The organism is Bartonella rhinolophi (assembly GCF_036576165.1).
Lineage (GTDB): Bacteria > Pseudomonadota > Alphaproteobacteria > Rhizobiales > Rhizobiaceae > Bartonella.
In genome coordinates, this window is record NZ_JBAFWY010000001.1 from 14,283 (window position 1) to 33,793 (window position 19,511).

The following is a 19,511-nucleotide window of genomic DNA, read 5'->3' on the forward strand; positions in this document are numbered from 1 at the left end:
TATAAATTATAATATAGAAAACTAAAAATATACGCACCCGTAGCTCAGCTGGATAGAGCACCAGACTACGAATCTGGGGGTCAGGAGTTCGAATCTCTTCGGGTGCGCCATATTTAAGAAATTAAAATAATCAGTTAGTTGGTTATTTTCATTATTCCTCAGGTCATAGAGCAATCTCTCTTTCATCGTACAATTTTAAACGTATGTTCACATCGATTCTAAAGAATTGAATATGTGTGCTGTATGCTATAAGTCATAATGATATAGCTATTATTCTTACAATAAGACTTGATAATTATTAAAGCAGTAAAAACCGTTGTACCCTCATGACATAATGAAAAAAGTACATTCTTTCGATAATTATCAAAAAATACACAAAATTCCCTCTCGGTATTCGATCAAGCTGGGAAAATATGAAATTTTATATCAAACACCGCTTAAAAAATTTAATGTGTAGAATAGATATTTTGAAGTAAACTCTTAATGAACCCCATATTCACCACTCAAGAGATCTTCTCTATATTCTTTTATGAAGAAACAAAAAGCTATTTGGATCTACGCAATATTCGACCCAGTAAAATCCCTACAATGAAAATTACAACAAAAATCGAAGCTAGTACCAGCCAATCTTGTTTTGAATAACAATTCCAAACATTCCCAAGATCCTTTGTGTTACCAGCAACCTGAGTTTGACCAGAGACTATAGCCTTGCCAGAAATGATAGCATTGCCCGAAACATTGGCATAACCAGAAACTTGAGCATCGCCAGAGATCAGCGCTTTACCAGAAACTATAGCCTTGCCAGAAACATTAGCACTACCATCAACTACAGCATTATCAAAAACACTGGCATCACCAAAAACTTTGGAATTACCAAAAATTTGAGCGTCATCAGAAATTTTAGCATTACCAAAAATTTGAGCATTTTCAGTAACGTGAACTTTGCCATAAACTACAGCATTACCATAAATCTGAGCATTATCATAAACGAAAGCATTGCCAAAAATCTCAGCATTATCAGAAATTTTAGCATTACCATCAACTGTAGCATTATCAGAAACTTGAGCATTGCCAAAAACTTGAGCACGATCAGAAACTTTGGCATTACCAAAAACCTTAGCATTATCGGAAATTTGAACATCTCCAAAAACCAAAACATTATCAGAAAGCATGGCATTGCCAAAAATCTTAGCACCATCAAAAATCCCAGCTTTGCCATTAATCATAGCATTATCAGAAACCTGAGCATTGCCAAAAACCTTAGCATCATCAGCAACCCAAGCATTTCCAAAGTGACTCAAATTCTTTTCTGACTCTATCCAGCCACCTAGTGTTCCAGATTTCACATCTCCAAAATCTCTAACTGCCTGAATTTTGTGAAGCACAGTATCATACCAAAGCAACGTCTGACCTGTAAATTTATACTTAGGTTGCATAATAATAACTTTTCTCAAATAACCTTATATTCTGGACTCATTTTACATTTGGAATTATCCAAAATTATAACTTAAAGACAGCAGCACACCCAATCATTCGCACATAAATTATCGAATAGCGTCTCTACAAAAGTAAATCTTTAATTCCCTTCATCACAGTCAGAAAAAGCCACTTTTGTCTCTACACTAGGTTGGAACAATACTGATGGAATAGCTTTATCTTGTGCAATACGGGTCATCAATACTCTCACCACATCACTAACTGACAAACCAGATGCTTGAATAACCTGACTTGCCACACGCTGAATATCTTCTGAAACTCGTGCCTGAACTATACGACTAGCAGCCATAAAAATTACCCCTCACAAATTACATTGTACTACAATGCATTATACATATAACATGTATGTAATACAATGACAAAAAACTTATCAAATGAAACAAGCACTTCTCACTTTGGTATTAAATACACAAATCCTTCACACGCATAATTACCAAACGATTGCCTTATAAATAAATTTTTTGAAATTGTTTTTATTTAATTTAGCAAGCGTAACAGCGTGAACAGCCAAAAGCTGAGCTTATAAAATTACCAGATCAGCTTTTAATTTATTGAATCTCGCTACCCTTCCCATCTGGCAAAGCTTTTTGCGTAACAGAATCGATAAAATCTTTTAAATTATCTATGCAAGCTTCCAACATACTTAGAATTATGAGATCGATCATTATAATACTACCAAATGCAAAAATTCCTACTACTTAAGAATAATAAAAAATTTATCCACGACATCTTCCATTAATGTGCTATGGATAATAGCGTCATCTTCAAGCTAAAAACACAATATTATCGCATCAATTCCATAATAGTGTATCGGTATCAATTACCTAAAAATGCAAATATATGGATAATAAATTAAGCATGAACAAAGTACAGAGTTCTTGTTGAGATTAGATCACAAACTATATTCAATGATGAGCAATTTTTTAATTGCTGTGAGGTAAATTTTACATAGATCACTCAACTTGGTGCAATATCAAGTTATTACTTGTACATAATCATTTGCTACTTTTTTCAAAACTAAATTATTATTGTTCTCTTATACACCTCAATAAAAATCCATAATAATTTATTCCATTTCAGCATTTCCTCTTGCACCGCATATAATCGACTTTTATGGTGTTTTATTATATGTTTATGTGCTATAATTATATTGTCTAACTTACAGCACACAATTTAAACACCAACGAAAAGCAAATTTAAACCTATGCCTAAAACAGATATTGAAATTGCTCGCGCTGCTCAAAAGCAGCACATCACTGAGCTTGCGCAAAAAATTGGTATCGCGCATGAAAATCTCATTCCTTATGGACATGATAAAGCAAAAATTTCTTCTGCGTATATAAAATCACTCAATAAAAACTCAGATGGTAAACTTATCCTTGTCACCGCTATCAACCCTACACCTGCTGGAGAAGGAAAAACAACAACAACGATTGGATTGAGTGATGCACTCAACTTTATTGGGAAAAAAACAATAGCAGTCTTGAGAGAACCATCTTTAGGTCCTTGCTTTGGTGTAAAAGGAGGTGCTGCAGGAGGTGGTTATGCCCAAGTTGTACCAATGGATGACCTTAATTTACATTTTACTGGCGATCTTCATGCTATTACAGCCGCTCATAATCTTCTTGCTGCAATGATAGATAATCACATCTACTGGGGAAATCCCTTAAACATTGATTCACGTCGCATTGTTTGGAAGCGTGTCCTTGACATGAATGACCGCGCATTACGTGATATTGTTATTTCATTAGGTGGAATAACTAATGGCTTTCCACGTCAAACAGGCTTCGATATTACCGTTGCATCAGAAATTATGGCTATTTTTTGTCTCGCTGAAAATCTGGAGGATCTCACACAAAGACTTAAAAAAATCATTGTTGCCTATCGCTATGATAAAACGCCTGTAACAGTTGCTGATCTTAACGCAGAAGGCGCAATGACCGCTCTTCTTAAAGATGCTATACAACCCAACCTTGTACAAACAATTGAAAATAACCCTGTTCTTGTTCATGGAGGACCTTTTGCCAACATTGCTCATGGTTGTAATTCAGTTATCGCAACAAAAACTGCCTTAAAGCTTGCCGATTATGTTATTACAGAAGCAGGATTTGGAGCCGATCTTGGAGCGGAAAAGTTTTTTAATATTAAATGTCGACAAGCAAATATTATACCAAATGCTACAGTGATTGTCGCAACAATGCGCGCATTAAAAATGAATGGTGGTGTAGAAAAAAATAATCTTGCAGTAGAAAATATTCCTGCTTTGCAAAAAGGAGCAGCCAATCTTGTGCGACATATCGAAAACATGAAGCATTATGGTATCCCCTGTGTTGTTGCTATCAATCACTTTGATACTGATAGTGATGCTGAGATACACGCATTACAAAAAATAGTTGCCACAACTGGACATAAAGCTATTCTCTGTAAACATTGGAAACAGGGTGGGAAAGGTGCCATAGACCTTGCACAAGAGCTTGTTACCTTAATTGAAAAAGAAGATGCTCACTTTAAAGTTCTGTATCAAGATGATCTTTCACTCGTTCAGAAAATTAATTGTATCATAAAAAATTTATATGGTGGACGTGGAGCCATAATCGCAGATCATATTCTTAAACAGCTTGAGTGTTGGGAAAAAGAAGGTTACGGAGCATATCCTATTTGTATGGCAAAAACACCTTATTCCTTTTCTGCTGATCCAACACAGTACGGTGCTCCTGTTGATTTTGAAATTCCTGTACGAGAAGTTCGCCTGTTAGCAGGCGCGGGCTTTATTGTTGTTATTTGCGGAAATATCATGACCATGCCAGGTTTACCGCATTATCCTAGCGCTGAAAAAATTTATCTTGATAAAAATAATGAAATTCAGGGGCTTTCATAAGTTTATACCTGTCATGAAAAGCTCTTTATAGCAAAAATAATGAGTTTTTAAAAAGCAATATAGACAAGCACCTTATTTGTGTGATATATGCGCTAATAGTATATATCCTTTTTTAAAGGATGAAGTTTTTACCTATCATTTATGGCATTAACACAAAACAGGATAGATCGTGCAAGTACTCGTTCGTGATAACAATGTTGACCAAGCGCTACGCGCGCTAAAGAAAAAAATGCAACGTGAAGGCATCTTCCGTGAAATGAAAATGCGCGGGTATTATGAAAAGCCATCAGAAAGGCGTGCACGTGAAAAGGCTGAAGCTGTTCGTCGTACCCGTAAGCTTGCCCGTAAACGTGCACAAAGAGAAGGTCTTGTGAGCAATGGATGGACTGCTTCTATAAGGTAGTGCGTTTTTATTGGTGTGTTATGAAGCTGCAACGCTAATAGGGCAGAGATTTTAAAGATCTGTGTGTGTGTGTGTGTAGATTATAGAGCTTTTTCTTTTTTATATAGTTTATGGTGTTCACTTTGAAGACAAAGAAAAGTGAATTTTAAGTAGGTGTCCTTTGAGTGGACTGCTATATTTAGCTGTCTTCAAATTGCTTTAGTAGGATGTAAGAATAATCTGTGATCAAAAATAGCTTAGCGGCTAATTAAAAGAAATTTTAGCGGTTTATTTAGAGATGTTTACAACGCGTTGAGAATTTAAAAGGTATATACATAAGAAAAGTTAGTTATTATATATGCTGCAAGTTCAGATGCAATGGTATTGCAAATCAAAATACTCTTTGGTGAGCGATAAGATGTTCTTTTTCTACAAAAGAAGTGTGGACGAGTGAAAGCGCTGATTTTTATATCGATAAAACTATAAAACAAAAGCTAAAAATTTTAAAAGCTTAATTTATGAAATCTCATCCTATTTTAATGAGCTACCAATTTTATGTATATCATAGCACAGTTTATTTAAACATGGTAACTGGCTCTTTGTTATAGTGAAAATCTCAAACGACTCTTCATCCTTTTAAATCACAAAAATAAAGAGCATTTCGGGGAATTGTTCGTAGCATATACTGCTATACTGAATATATATTATAAGATACTTTGTTGCTATTTCTTAGTAAAATTCTTCTTGTGCATGAATCCTGTGATAGCTTTCTTATCTGGGCTTAAACATCCAGTACCATTTAAATTTCCTGAATATGTCAATTCGCAAAATGCAAATTACCATTATAATATGTAGCCAAATTAAAAAATTGTAACATCGAATACACTTCTCCTCTCTAATTTTTAAAATTAAGCCTATAAAATGCCTTGATTTTTAGCATCTATTATTAACATTAATGATCTGGGTGTTAACACGTGTTCATGTAACTCAATTTGTTTATTTCGTGTATAATAAAATTAATCAATCATCATAATATTATGGAACCCTATGATCAAACTACAAAGCCTGTAAAATATTGATCATTTATAGTTCATAAAGGGAAAACTGTTCATTTTTTGTTATGTAGCATCTAGTGACTTTTATCTGTTTTATAAGGTAAAGGATACACAAATAAAGATTAAGAAATAAGACTTACAATGAGGTAAAATAACCCCTGCCTTTAACGAATTTACTTTTCCAATGAAAGCAAAAAATTATGCGCTTATTAAAAAAAAATAACAAACTTTTTAAAATAATGATGCATTTGCACCTTAACATATCGTATCAATCAAATTAACAGCATTTAAAACTTCATTACCACTTACTCATGCTCCCCTCTCTATTGCTCCTATCAAGAACTTCAGAAAATGATGCGACAACCTCTTTTATATGATTAAACCCTTTAATTTTGTCAGTACCAATTTAAGAACTAATTTGTATGGTACATAAATAAACTACGTACTTCATTCTTACTATCGTTTAGCTTGTAAAGAACTGCTCTCATAAAACATGCAGTATCACAAAACCATCAATTCTTCTTTTGCAAAATTACAAAAAATCTTTTCTACTTCAAAAAGCCTAATAGGCATATTCTAAAAACACTGGCTCTACAGACTTACCCCAAATAGAGTGATAATGAGATAAAAATTTATCAGCATCTGTCTGACCCATTGCAATCACCTCTTCCAAGGGGCTCAGAAAAATTGTCTCATCAACACCATTTACATCATATTGTTTACGGTTTTTTAAGCCTTTGCGTGAAATCGTAATAGCTTGACGTGCTAATTCTAAAACTACAGTCTGACGAAAAGAAGTTCTTAATCCTTCTTTAGGAACACTTTTACGCATCTCTAAAACTTCTTCAAAACACCAATCTTTTGTCAAAGCTTCTGCTTCATTTAGCGCTTCACTATCATAAAGAATCCCCACCCAAAAAGCTGATAACGCACAGATACGCTTCCAAGAACCGCAATCCGCACCTCTCATTTCTAAAAATCGCTTTAAGCGAACTTCGGGAAATAAAGTTGATAAGTGATTTACCCAATCTCCCATACTGGGTCTTGGATTTGCAATCTCTCCTTTTAGCGCTCCAGCCATAAACTGCCGAAAAGTTATATGTGTACAATCATGATAATGACCATCGCGCACAACGAAATACATTGGTACATCAAGTGCCCACTCCACATAATCTGAAAAACCAAAACGTTCGGAAAATATAAAGGGAAGAATCCCACACCTCTGATTATCAGTATCGCACCAAATTTCAGAACGCCAAGACAACAAGCCATTGGGACGCCCTTCAGTAAAAGGTGAACTGGCAAATAGTGCTGTTACAATAGACTGCAACTTCATTGATACTTGCATTTTGCGCCGCATATCCGCTTCAGAAGAAAAATCAAGATTAACCTGAACAGTTGCGGTTCGATACATCATATCAAAACCACTGTGACCAACTTTCGGCATATAATTCGCCATAATCTGATAGCGTGACTTAGGCATTCGTGGCGTTTCAGCTAACGTCCACTTTGGGCTAGCACCAATACCAAGAAAACCAATACCCAAAGGCTCTGAAATTTTCTTAAGAAGAGCTAAGTGCTCCACCACCTCGCAATAAGTATGACCAACTGTTTTCAGCGGTGCACCAGATAACTCAAACTGTCCTCCAGGCTCCAAAGAAATAGCACCTTGACCAACCGGCCCTACGAGCCCAATAATGTTCCCTTCATCTAAAATGGGTTTCCACCCCAAAGCTTCTTTCATTCCCTCTAACAGTGCACGGATTCCTCTTGTGCCTTCATAGGGAACAGGATGAAAGCCATCTATATAAAACGGAAATTTTTCATGTTCTGTACCAATACGCCAATCATTCTTTGCTTTACATCCCCCTTGGAAATAGCTCACGAGGGAATCTAAGTTATCAATTTCACTTTCATCAATTATATCAAGCGCCATAACTTATTTTATCCTATCACTAATTCCAACATTCTAAATGAATCGTTTAGAATGATTTTACAAGCTTCTTAATCAATTGACCAATCCCCCACGGTAGCATTAAGAAGAGCCAAAGCAGCAACAGCCGCAGTGTCAGCACGTAAAATACGCGAACCTAATGATATCGGAACTACAAAAGGATGTTTTTTTAACAAGCTACGTTCTTCTTCACTAAACCCACCTTCTGGCCCAATAAGGACACCTAATGCAGAAACTTTGTGTTTTTTCAAAAGAGATAATGGATTATGCGCTTTATATGCCTCATCACAAAAAAATAAAGGTCGTGCCTTATCCCAATGTGTTAAAAGCTGTGTTAAAGATACAGCTGGCAGACATACAGGTAAAGATAAAATACCACATTGTTCAGAAGCTTCAATAACATTAGCCTCCATACGCGTCATATTAACACGAGTAACCTGCGTATGATGTGTTATAATAGGCTGCAAAACCGATACCCCCATTTCTACAGCTTTTTGCACCATGTAATCCAAACGTGCATTTTTGAGTAAAGCGAAACAGTAAATAAGATCTGAAAGCGCTGTCTGCAACCTTTCTTGATGGATAAGCTGAGCTATAACAAATCTTTTCTTAATAGTGGTGAGTGTAGCAAGCCACTCACCATCCTGTCCATTGAAAATTAAAATTTCAGCTCCTTCCTGCATGCGTAACACATGTATAAGATAGGAAGCTTGTGATCCTTCTATCCGTATTTTTTTATTCAAAGAAAGTGGTTGTTGAATAAATAATCTTTTAAGTTTATAATTTACGCGCATAATAATTGTGCCAAAATTAACTATAATCACAAAAAAATATATAACAAAAAGAAAAAAACACATCTATACAATTATAATATATTAAACGTTATAGAGTTTCTTTAGCTTTATGAAATAATAGTGGAACAAATAGAATATTAAATGATTCTAGTCTCATGTAAGTTCATAACGATGCATTATTCACTATTAGAATTAATGATTTACCACATGATTTGAGGAAAATATGTCTGCTAAAAAAGCTACAGTTATTACTATCGTCACCATCCTATCTTTTATTTTAATTACTGTAGGAATTGGGTCAGTTGGAGCGGATGAAAAGCACACAATAGCCAAAGATGGATATGGCATCTCCTCTCAGATTCAATAGATATATAGAGGCATATCTTTATTATCTCAACGTAATAATATTTTTCAGCAATTTACTAAACCGTTGCCAATAATGAAAAACAAAATTTAATCCGTATAGACATCTTTTTTAACCCAAAAATTTCCACGGTCTTGCCCCGTAGAGCTAAGAGAAAAGATAAAAGGCCGTATAAGACTATCAGCAAGGCATTGAACATCTCTACATAAAGTTTCTGAACTATTATTTTTTTGTAACTTTGCCTGCAAAGTAAATTCACTTTTTTGATTCTGAGCAATAGCTGCTGCAATTTGTCCTTGAATAAATAAACTCCAATTTTCCGTATGCATCAATGATTCTGCTACTGTAATTGTGCCATCTGAAAATTTCGTTTGGATATCCCAGTGATCAAAAGCTGTTGATAGAGTATCGTTACTCACTAAAAGAAATTGCTCATTTTTTAAAAGTCTTGTCTGCAAATCATTTAAATCATACCCTAATAGCTGACCAGAAGACATATTTAGTGCTAGTTCACCTCGAATCTTTGCAAAAATTTCCGACCAACAACACGCAAGCGTTTGTATTGTTACGATAAAGCTAGCTTTGGTTTGAGCAAATGGGATAATTCCCAAAGCTTTTAAGGCAGCCTGCATATCAATAGAAACGCCCGAAGCGCGTCCTTTTACACATACTTTTTGATCAGCTGCTGATGTAATTTGAATGTTACTTTGAATAGATCCACCAAAAACATTTGCGTGTCCAAGGTCAAAAATACCATGTCCATTTTTTATTTGTACCGCAGCAGCTAAATTAGTGAGTGCAATATTCCCTATTTTTGCTTGTGGTGCAGAAAGCCGTACATCTACTCCAACACGATCAAAAATTGTCATATCAAGAAATGTCTTCTTTTCTTCAACGGGAGAAAAAACCGATTTTAAAAGATTAAAATCTAGATTATCAAATGCTAAAGACCCAATTACAATTGGTGCATCATCTTGAAAATCAAACTCTAAAGCTCCACGCGCATTTGCCGTACCTATCATAAATGTAACATTATTCATTTGGATATGCATCGGCTGGGCTAAAAAATGTGATTCCCATACAATGGGTGCTTCTAATTTATGACCTAAAAACTGATTGCCTCCAATCCAAGCCAATGTTTGATTCCAGCTTGGAGAGCGCATTGATATCTTTCCATCTAAAATATAATATTCAGATAATTGTGCCTGTCCCGTAAAAATTATACCACCCCGCACAGAATTGATACTTGCCTTAATCTGACTTTTCCCTCCTGCTAAAAGCAGCAACGCTTGATCTGCATCAATTAATAATTTTGTCAACTCTCCACGCCAACGGGCATCTGCACGAAACCGTATCCCCTGTGTCAATTCTGGCCAATCTAAAGTCGCATTTAAGCCTGTTATTTTTTCTGCTACCCTAGAAGCACTATCATGATAAACGAGCACGCCATTTTCAATAATAATCCGTCCAAAAGGTTGATTCAAAAGATGCTCTATATCTGGCTGATCAGGATTATTCTTAATTATTTCACGCGCATTGCGTATCGCTAATCCTAACGCACCTTGTGACCACAAAAATCTCTCGAAAAAATCTGCGATTGTTTTAACAGATTTTTCCATAACAAATTGTGGACGTACAATACGCGTCTCTGAAAAAGAAACATGTCCCCAAAAAAGATCCATCAAAGAGAGTTCAACTTCTATTGATTCAGCTTCCAAAAAGGGTACAGAACTATTCATTTTTGATGTTAAAGTAACACCAGAAAGAAATGCTTTAGGGTAAGGAAAGAGATTCAATCGTGGCGGATCACGTAATTGTACATCATAGCCCGTCCATGCACTCAAATCATGCGCCAAACGAATACGAATCGCATCTGTTGATACAAGATATGGTAAAATGAGAATACCAACCCCAAACAAAAAAACAGTCGTAACAAAAATCCCGCTTAAAAACTTTATTACTCTGATGCGCACGATCTTCCTCTATACTTTTGCTCCTATAATAGTTTAAAAGCAACTCTAAATTATCATTAAAAAGCTTTTTATAATCCTAGAAATCGTATATCTCATTTAATAACTTAATTATTATTGTTCTTATCCAAAGTTTATTGGAACGGCAATGTTGCTGCTTCTTAATAAAGTAATTATTTTAAAATCTTCTGAAAAAGAAAAAACACACAATATTATCATATCGCTCTTAAATATTAATGTTACTGCAAAATATTAATGTTATCACAAGCCTTTATTGTATTATCAGCAAATGCTTTACAAAAAAGCAAACAGCCCTACCGAAAGGATCCCTCTCATGAACAATATTATCGACGGAAAAAAGCTCGCTGAAGAGATCATTGTGAAAGTTAAGGCTGAAACAACAAAACTCCACAAAAACTATAAGATACAACCTGGTATCGCTGTTATCATTGTTGGAGAGGATCCTGCAAGTCAAGTATATGTCGCATCAAAAAGCAAAAAAGCTGAAGAATGTGGTTTTTTTTCAATCAAGCACACAGTCTCTGAAGATACACAAGAAGAAGAGCTCCTTCAACTCATTGAAACATTAAATTCTGATCCTAAAATTCACGGTATTTTGGTGCAGCTTCCCCTGCCTGCTCATATAAATACAAATCACATAACACAAGCTATCGCTTTTCAAAAAGATGTTGATGGCTTTCATTATATCAATATAGGAAAACTTGCAGCAAATGCACTTGAAGATGCTATCATTCCTTGTACGCCAGCTGGTGCCATGATGATGATTGAACAACAATGCGGACGAGACTTATCTGGTCTTGATGCCGTAGTCGTTGGGCGTTCCAACATTGTCGGCAAGCCTATGGCAGCTCTCTTAACAGCAGCTAACGCTACGGTGACAGTCGCTCATAGTCGTACGCGTGACCTCGATGACGTGTGTCGTAGCGCCGATATTTTAATAGCAGCTGTAGGTCGTCCACAAATGATCAAAAAAGACTGGATTAAAAGTGGTGCCATTGTTATTGATGTTGGTATTAATCGCATTGCAGCACCAGAAAAAGGTGTAGGAAAAACACGCCTTGTCGGTGATGTTGATTTTGAAGGAATAAAAGACAAAACCGCCGCAATTACCCCTGTTCCAGGAGGGGTTGGACCTATGACCATTGCCATGCTCATGGTTAATACACTTAAAGCCGCTGCGCGAGCGCATAATCTGCCTGTACCAAAATTTTAACATATTGTACGCTAAGCCTTGGGCTCAAGAACACTCCTCGTATGAATAAGTAAGACAAGTGCCTGCATCTGAAGATCAAGCGCTTGATTTAAACGATTAGCATCAGGGAAAAAGGAAGCAGTGTGTCCATCAGCCCCCATCCCCAAAACAATAACATCAAATCGCCATTACATGCGCTATCGCTTTTTTATTTTTCACGCTTTACTCATGTTATGATAAAAGATGTCTTTTTGTTTATACAATTTGCTGATTAACGAAAAAGTTCGCGTCTTATACTGTATTCATTATTGGAAGAATTATGAAGTGCAATCGTTCGCGCGTTAAACTTTATCACCTCTTCTTAAATAGCGAATTCACTCCCCTGGTCTTCAAAATAAACGACCTTATGATTTTAAGTGCTTTTTATCTGTTGAATCATAGGCAAAAAACCATAAGTCCAATTGCCTCCTAAACTCCACCTTGAATAATTTCTTACAATTTTTATACAATCTAGGTAAATTTCTCGTGTTTTTACGGGAATCTCATAAATTTCTTGCATGACCATAAAAATTGTCTTTGAAAATGCCATGTTTATTTCTTCCCTGTAAGTACATGTATCTCTCACTGAAGAGAGATTAGGTGCTTACTGCACCTACATTATGTTCTGTTTCATTTATTTCATTTTCTGAAGGTGACCAGTACACCTGCACAAGATGATGGGCATGGCGCAAGACCGCTCGAACAGTCATTTCCATTTCAGATCCTTCCTGACAAACTGCTTCAAAACAATCGCGTTTCTGGAAACCTTCAAAATGGAGGACAATACAGCGAGATTGCATTATAACTGGCAAAGTTAACGTAAGCCTTGGCTCAAGAGCACTCCTCGTATGAATAGGTAAAACAAGTGCCTGCGTCTGAAGATCAAGCGCTTGATTTAAACGATCAGCATCAGGGAAAAAGGAAGCAGTGTGTCCATCAGCCCCCATCCCCAAAACAATAACATCAAATGGTTTAGGCAAAGTATTTATACGATTAGCTGCTGAAAAAGCGGCAAGCTCAGCAGTAATTGCCTTATGATAAAGTCCTACAAAACGCGCTTTAGCTGCAAAGTTTTGTAACAAATAGCGTCGCACAATATGTTCATTTGAACGCTCATGATCTGTAGGAACAAAACATTCATCGACTAAAGTTATAATAATGTTTTTCCAATCAATATCAGCCTTTGACAAGTAATGAAAAAATAGTTCTGATGTTTTTCCACCAGAAACTGCTAAAATTGCTCGCTTGCGTTCAAGAATAGATACACTAAGCTCTGCTGCAACGCGATCAGCCAATCTCACAGCTAAGGCGGTAGGTGTCTCAAAATTTAAACGGTCGATATTCATTTTATGCATTATCATCGCTCTAAACTAAATTGTTTTATTTACACACATCATATTCCATCAAAACGGTCGAGACAAATATACTCTCTCCCCATGAAACAGCATTATATTCATGAATAGAATGCTTTATTGTTTTCCATCCTTTAAGGATCGGATCAATCTAACGCCAAACAACTTCAATTTCATCACGATATATCAATAATATTTGATATATGCGAATAATATTCATCAACAAGCGTTTATAAGTGTCAACAAAACGCGTGCCCAATAAAATATGACGAAACCGCGTACCACTAAAACCGAAATTCTTATAACCACCAACCATTGTTTTCTACCTCCACCAAGCTGAAAACAAACAATTAACTGATCAGAAAAAGCTTTATCCGAATCTGCATTAGAAATATTATGGAGAAAAGATCTGAAAACGATAACAATTTTGGAAAACCTATACAGACATACGTTTATAAATTTGTAAATAAAAAGGTGTACTATTCAACACCAATTATTAATTTTAGCTTTATTAATACTAGGGAACTACAATTGTTTTATTCCTACGAATCTTTTTGCTTAGATAATTCAGATAAAATCTTATAGAATTACCATCTAATATACCAACAAGCTACTGCCCATGTATAAGTGTATTACTCTACATTATGAACATCGAGAAACATTAAAACGTGTAAAACTTTAAGTTTTTGATCACATACAATGTTTGCATTAATGATAAACGGTATCCCCATGGTAACCAAACAAAGCAGTTGCAGCATATAATTCTGTATCATAACGCGTAGCGCAGCCGTACTATCATTATATTCTGTATGTTCCTCCAACCCTAAAAACTCAACAACTGTTAGCTAACTATAACTAATATAGTTGAAATTATATAGAAGCTCATAAAGTGTATTAACACAAAGCGTAATACCATAAAATTTTGAGCAATTTTTTTGCTACAATAGCAGTTAATGCGGTGAAAAATTTGATTTTCACCAAATATTTTTGCCAATATATCATTAAATTCAATTGCTGTTTTTATATCGCTACCAGTTGTTTTTTTAATGATAACCCGTGTTTGCTGTATCACCAGACCGCCTACCCCACGCCCATTGCAATATCACTAAAAAGCAGTAAACCAACCGCTAAATAAAAACTCTGATTATCATCAAAATTTTTCAATAACAATAGAGCTAATTTTCCTCACTCTCTGTTTGATATGGTATAAGTAGAAATAACAGTTAAATATGCAATTCCGATAAAATACGTCGGTTGAGTAAATTATTCAACACACTAATAATAATATAGGGCAGATATAAATTTGCATAATGCCAAATCGCCATTGCTACTACAAACAATATAATCAAAAGAAGAGACTGAAATAACATTATTAAGGCATGAACTTGTTTATCTTCTCACTCAATTATAAAAGCTTAAAAAAAATTTATAGAAAACTCATTTACCATTAAAGCAAACAGATATTAAACAAGCTATTAATTTTCTTCATTTTTCATGATATCCAATTAAAAATGATCCATCAAAGAAAACCAATGCATTGCTAAAAATACAAGCGGATAACGCAGAATCTTTCCCCCTGGAAAGGAGGAGATTTTTAAGTCCTGAAAATACTCAAAACGCTCACGCTTTCCAGTCAGCCATTCAGCGTATAGCTTTCCCATGAAAGGAGCGAGAATAACTCCATGTCCTGAATAACCACCACAATAAGTTATACCTGGTACAAGTTGGCGAACATAAGGCATACGCTCAACTGTGATAGCAACCGTTGCACCCCAATGATGAGTCAGATTTATAAATTTGAGATGAGGATAAATTTCAGAAATTTGCTGTCGTATACGTTCATCTAATTTTGCAGGATGCTTATTATCATAACTTTCCACTCCACCAAATAATAAGCGATTATCAATGCTTTTCCGAAAATAGCGAACCATAAAACGAGAATCATCCACCGATTCTCCCCCAAAAAGAATCGGACTATGCTTTGGTAATGGTTCAGTTGCTCCAATATACGAACGGATAGCAACAATATTTTTTTCAACAAAACGTTGAAGCCCAAGCTTATACGCATTGGTTGCTAATAAAACATGCTCTGCTGTTATGTTACCTCGTTCTGTTACTATTATACAACGGCCACCATCGCGCTTTACTGCAGTTACTTGCGTCTTCTCATAAAGCTCCACACCCGCATTTTTTGCTTTTTTTGCCAACCAAACAACTAACTTTAAGGGATTTATATGACCAGTATCTGAATCAAAAATACCACCATAATAAAAAGACGAGCCAAGCCGTTTCGCTGTTTCATCCCTATCCATAAAAGTGAGTCCCTGATAACCATAACGCCACATCATCTCAACATGCCGCTGATAAGATACTAGCTCACGTTTTTTATGGGTCACAGAAAGCTGGCCTGCCATAAAATCGCTATCACAATCAGGTAGAGAACACCAAGATAAAACATCTCCTTTAGCTTCTTCAGCGAAATCAAACAGTGCCTTACTTCGCTCAAAACCATATTTCTTTTCTAGTGTTTCCACCCATTGTCGTTGTCCAGTACCCAATTGACCACCATTACGCCCTGAAGCACCATCCCCAAAACGCGAAGCTTCACACAAAACAACGCTAACCCCAGCATTAGCTAAATGATACGCAGCAGAAAGCCCCGTAAACCCACCTCCAATAATAACTACATCACATTGTATCTGCCCGCAAAAAAACGGATAAGAAGGACGTTCTTTTAAGGTATCCTCATACCAAGAAAATCCTGGAGAAATCGGGTTATGATTGATCATCGTGATAAAACTTTAAACATTAAGCAAGAGATATTCACGCTCCCATGGGCTAATCACTTCCATAAAAGTTTCAAACTCTTGTCGCTTGATTGCAGCATAAGTACTTACAAACACATCTCCTAAAATAGCACGTATTGCTGTATCTTGTTCAAATAAATTAACAGCCTCAATAAGTCCACGCGGTAATTCAATTGTATCAGCATTCACATTATTTGTTGTTGGCTCATCTGGTTCAAGTTTTTGCTGTAAACCAATGAAACCACAAGCCAAAGAAGCTGCAAATGCTAAATAAGGGTTAGCATCTGATGAAGGAATCCTATTTTCAACACGTCGCCCCTGTGGAGCAGAACGTGGTACGCGAAAAGCTGTTGTACGATTATCATATCCCCATCGCAAATTAACAGGCGCTGAAATATTAGGCATAAGACGTCGATATGAATTCACATAAGGAGCAAGCATCACAAGCACACCAGCCATATGTCTTTGTAGTCCACCAATAAAATGGCGAAAATAAACACTTTCTCCACCATCTTTCTCCGTAAAAATATTAATGCCCGTTTTCTTATCAATAACCGACTGGTGAATATGCATAGCAGATCCTGGCTGCCCTTGAATAGGCTTAGCCATAAAAGTTGCATACATATTATGTTTTAGTGCTGCTTCACGAATTGTTCGCTTAAACATAAAAACTTGATCAGCTAATTCAATTGGATCACCGTGACGTAAATTAATTTCAAACTGGCCAGCCCCTTCTTCATGAATGAGCGTATCAATTTCTAACCCCTGCGCTTCCGAAAAATGATAAATATCATCAATCAAATCATCAAATTCATTCACAGCAGCAATCGAATACCCCTGCCCTCCCTCAATTGAGCGCCCCGAACGGCCAACTGGAGGGACTAAAGGATAATCAGGATCAGGATTTTTCTGTACCAAATAAAACTCAATTTCTGGGGCAACAACTGGCTTTAGCCCTATTTGAGTGTAAAAATCAATCACTGTCCGTAAAACATTTCGTGGCGTGTAATCCACAACTTGTCCATTTTGATACACAAGATCACAAATTACCTGTGCCGTAGGAGCATCTTCCCATGGTACAATGCTTAACGTAGAAAGATCAGGCTCAAGACGTAAATCACCATCTGTTTTGGGATATTGAAAACCATGACCATCTTCAGGATAATTTCCTGAAATTGTTGCCATAAAAACTGCTGAAGGCAATGCCAATGATGTCTCTGATATAAATTTTTTAGAAAGCATCATCTTACCACGTGCCACGCCTGCTTGATCAGGCGTAATACATTCAATATCTTCGACGCCTCGAGAAGCAAGCCATTGCGAAACTTGTTTCCAATTGTTTACACCCCGTAAATTTTCGAGAAAACTAGAAACAAGCTGAGAATCTTCGTTTTTCATTTATTTACCATTCTACACAGCCATAACACACTAACTCAAAAAACAACAAAGCTTCACTATGATAGTAGCTATGGGAAATCTCCTCTCCTATATGAACACCACATAAAAACTTTATCGAGTTTAATTTTTTAAAATACCATAACTTTCATCAAGGCAAAAAATACCTTGCAATCATTATAAGCTGCTTATCATATCAAACATAGTGAAAAATTGGTACGGTTGGTGGGATTCGAACCTACGACCTCTGGTGCCACAAACCAGCGCTCTAACCAACTGAGCTACAACCGCATAAAAATGACTCTATAACTGGTCACAATTTAGTAAACATTTATCCTCTGCTTTTGTGACATAAGGAAGATCAGAAGAGTTTGCAAGCCCCTTAAAAAAAATCCCACATTTTTTATCAAATTTTATAAAAAAAAACAACTTCATTACAAAGGAAGCTCACATTTTGCCCAATGTTCAACACGGTGATCGCGATAAGTTTTTATGGTATCAACACCATCTTGCTGCATAAATTGCAAAATTTCTTTTAAAATGGTTACAGCAAGGTCTGGACCTTCATAAACCATCCCACTATATAACTGGATTAAATCTGCACCCGCTTTAACTTTTTCCAAAGCTGTTCGCGCATCATTTATGCCGCCAACGCCGATGATTGCGATCTCTTTCCCTAACTTTTGACGCATCTTTGCAAGCACAATAGTAGAACGCTCAAATAATGGGCGCCCAGAAAGCCCTCCCTTCTCACTACTTAATGTATTATTCATAAGACCTTGACGTGAAAGAGTGGTATTGGAAACAATCAAACCATCAAAATCAGAAAGTTGCATTTCTTCAGCCACACCATCCAATTCCTTTTCTGATAAATCAGGTGCAATTTTTAAAAAAACTGGAACAGAAAATCCATATTTTTTCTTTTGTTCACCACGAGCTTGCGAAATCGCCTTAATCAAAAGGTGCAAACTGTCACGAGCTTGTAAATCTCGTAAGCCTGGCGTATTAGGTGAAGAAATATTAACCGTAAAATAATCGGCGACATCATAAAAACGAGCAAGACCAATAGTATAATCATTAATTTTATCAATCGTATCTTTATTGGCTCCAATATTGACCCCTACAATACCAAGTCTTTTACATATACGAAGTCTGTTATAAACAATTTGATGCCCATCATTATTAAAACCCATTCTATTAATAATAGCCTCATCTTCTCTCAAGCGAAAAAGACGTGGCTTAGGATTTCCAACCTGAGATTTTGGAGTTATTGTGCCAATTTCAGTAAAACCAAACCCCAAACGAAAAACAGCATCTACAACCTCTGCATTCTTATCAAAGCCCGCAGCAAGACCGACAAAATTTTCAAACTCAAGACCTGCAACAGTCACACTCAAACGCTTATCAACGACCTTCTGACAACTACTCAATCCACTTTTCAGCCCAACAATCGCTAAACGGTGTGCATGCTCTGGATCCAACATAAATAAAGCAGAATGACCAATACAACGAAAAAAACTCATCAATCCTTCTCCACAAACATAAAAACGACCCTCTGCAATCTTACACAAACCATTTAACACGCAATATGGAAGATTTACTCAGATAAAAACGTTATTCCTCTACCACAAAAAAATCCATAATATAATCGCCATTTATATTTACGGATATTGAGTAAAGCTCATAGTTGAGTTCTTCTACATATTATAGAATATTTTTTGGAAAAAATTTTGATATTTGTAATTATAGCACTGCAAGAAAATAAAAACTGCCCTTTCCTTTTATATTAAAAGCGATAATTAAAATTACCG

At 36.0% G+C, this 19,511-nt stretch carries 16 protein-coding genes, 2 tRNA genes and 1 pseudogene; 5 read left to right on the top strand and 14 right to left on the bottom strand.

The genetic code is table 11. The features are described 5' to 3' along the window. The first annotated feature begins 33 nt into the window (after window positions 1–33). Window positions 34–110: transfer RNA gene (locus V5N67_RS00025), tRNA-Arg, on the top strand. 435 nt (window positions 111–545) lie between these two features. On the opposite strand, the gene V5N67_RS00030 is transcribed toward V5N67_RS00025, so the two are convergent. Continuing rightward, entirely contained in the window at window positions 546–1,436 is an 891-nt protein-coding gene (locus V5N67_RS00030) for a hypothetical protein (RefSeq protein ID WP_332059664.1), read from the bottom strand. A gap of 140 nt (window positions 1,437–1,576) precedes the next feature. Continuing rightward, window positions 1,577–1,786: a type II toxin-antitoxin system RelB/DinJ family antitoxin gene (locus V5N67_RS00035; RefSeq protein WP_332059665.1), complete on the bottom strand. Its 210-nt coding sequence runs from the start codon at window positions 1,784–1,786 to the stop codon at window positions 1,577–1,579. Between the two features lie 915 nt (window positions 1,787–2,701). On the opposite strand from V5N67_RS00035, the gene V5N67_RS00040 reads away from it, so the two are divergent. Then, window positions 2,702–4,375: a formate--tetrahydrofolate ligase gene (locus V5N67_RS00040; protein ID WP_332059666.1), complete on the top strand. Its 1,674-nt coding sequence runs from the start codon at window positions 2,702–2,704 to the stop codon at window positions 4,373–4,375. Between the two features lie 169 nt (window positions 4,376–4,544). Next, window positions 4,545–4,778: a 30S ribosomal protein S21 gene (gene rpsU, locus V5N67_RS00045; protein WP_332059667.1), complete on the top strand. Its 234-nt coding sequence runs from the start codon at window positions 4,545–4,547 to the stop codon at window positions 4,776–4,778. Window positions 4,779–6,374: 1,596 nt separating this feature from the next. Here rpsU and V5N67_RS00050 read toward each other — a convergent pair. Next, window positions 6,375–7,748, bottom strand: a complete 1,374-nt coding sequence (locus V5N67_RS00050) for a glutamate--cysteine ligase (protein WP_332059668.1) — start codon at window positions 7,746–7,748, stop codon at window positions 6,375–6,377. 68 nt (window positions 7,749–7,816) lie between these two features. After that, window positions 7,817–8,560 carry a 16S rRNA (uracil(1498)-N(3))-methyltransferase gene (locus V5N67_RS00055; protein WP_332059669.1) on the bottom strand — a complete coding sequence of 248 codons (744 nt, stop codon included), beginning with the start codon at window positions 8,558–8,560 and terminating at the stop codon, window positions 7,817–7,819. Window positions 8,561–8,783: 223 nt separating this feature from the next. Between V5N67_RS00055 and V5N67_RS00060 the strand changes: the two genes are divergently transcribed. Next, complete coding sequence (locus V5N67_RS00060; RefSeq protein WP_332059670.1) at window positions 8,784–8,927, top strand: hypothetical protein; 144 nt, start codon at window positions 8,784–8,786, stop codon at window positions 8,925–8,927. A gap of 86 nt (window positions 8,928–9,013) precedes the next feature. Here V5N67_RS00060 and V5N67_RS00065 read toward each other — a convergent pair whose 3' ends face one another. Continuing rightward, window positions 9,014–10,897, bottom strand: coding sequence for an AsmA family protein (locus V5N67_RS00065; RefSeq protein ID WP_332059671.1), 1,884 nt, complete (start codon window positions 10,895–10,897; stop codon window positions 9,014–9,016). Window positions 10,898–11,228: 331 nt separating this feature from the next. On the opposite strand from V5N67_RS00065, the gene folD reads away from it, so the two are divergent. Then, on the top strand, window positions 11,229–12,128 hold the full coding sequence (folD, locus tag V5N67_RS00070; protein WP_332059672.1) for a bifunctional methylenetetrahydrofolate dehydrogenase/methenyltetrahydrofolate cyclohydrolase FolD: 900 nt from the start codon (window positions 11,229–11,231) through the stop codon (window positions 12,126–12,128). Window positions 12,129–12,145: 17 nt separating this feature from the next. On the opposite strand, the pseudogene V5N67_RS00075 reads toward folD, so the two are convergent. The 9 genes and pseudogenes from V5N67_RS00075 to V5N67_RS00115 form a co-directional block, all read right to left on the bottom strand. Beyond that, window positions 12,146–12,289 (bottom strand): annotated as a pseudogene (locus tag V5N67_RS00075) (6-phosphogluconolactonase); the annotation flags it as partial. A gap of 453 nt (window positions 12,290–12,742) precedes the next feature. Beyond that, window positions 12,743–13,501 (bottom strand): 6-phosphogluconolactonase, encoded by a 759-nt coding sequence (gene pgl, locus V5N67_RS00080; protein WP_332059673.1) that lies wholly within the window; start codon window positions 13,499–13,501, stop codon window positions 12,743–12,745. A gap of 148 nt (window positions 13,502–13,649) precedes the next feature. Continuing rightward, complete coding sequence (locus tag V5N67_RS00085; RefSeq protein WP_332059674.1) at window positions 13,650–13,814, bottom strand: hypothetical protein; 165 nt, start codon at window positions 13,812–13,814, stop codon at window positions 13,650–13,652. A gap of 316 nt (window positions 13,815–14,130) precedes the next feature. Continuing rightward, window positions 14,131–14,319 carry a hypothetical protein gene (locus V5N67_RS00090; protein ID WP_332059675.1) on the bottom strand — a complete coding sequence of 63 codons (189 nt, stop codon included), beginning with the start codon at window positions 14,317–14,319 and terminating at the stop codon, window positions 14,131–14,133. Window positions 14,320–14,339: 20 nt separating this feature from the next. Next, window positions 14,340–14,570, bottom strand: a complete 231-nt coding sequence (locus V5N67_RS00095) for a hypothetical protein (protein WP_332059677.1) — start codon at window positions 14,568–14,570, stop codon at window positions 14,340–14,342. A 433-nt stretch (window positions 14,571–15,003) separates the two neighbouring features. Beyond that, window positions 15,004–16,287 (bottom strand): NAD(P)/FAD-dependent oxidoreductase, encoded by a 1,284-nt coding sequence (locus V5N67_RS00100; protein WP_332059678.1) that lies wholly within the window; start codon window positions 16,285–16,287, stop codon window positions 15,004–15,006. Between the two features lie 12 nt (window positions 16,288–16,299). Further along, window positions 16,300–17,703, bottom strand: coding sequence for a glutamine synthetase family protein (locus tag V5N67_RS00105; RefSeq protein ID WP_332059680.1), 1,404 nt, complete (start codon window positions 17,701–17,703; stop codon window positions 16,300–16,302). A gap of 211 nt (window positions 17,704–17,914) precedes the next feature. Further along, window positions 17,915–17,991 (bottom strand) — tRNA-His (locus V5N67_RS00110). Between the two features lie 143 nt (window positions 17,992–18,134). Beyond that, window positions 18,135–19,223 (bottom strand): quinone-dependent dihydroorotate dehydrogenase, encoded by a 1,089-nt coding sequence (locus tag V5N67_RS00115; RefSeq protein WP_332059681.1) that lies wholly within the window; start codon window positions 19,221–19,223, stop codon window positions 18,135–18,137. Window positions 19,224–19,511: the final 288 nt, after the last annotated feature.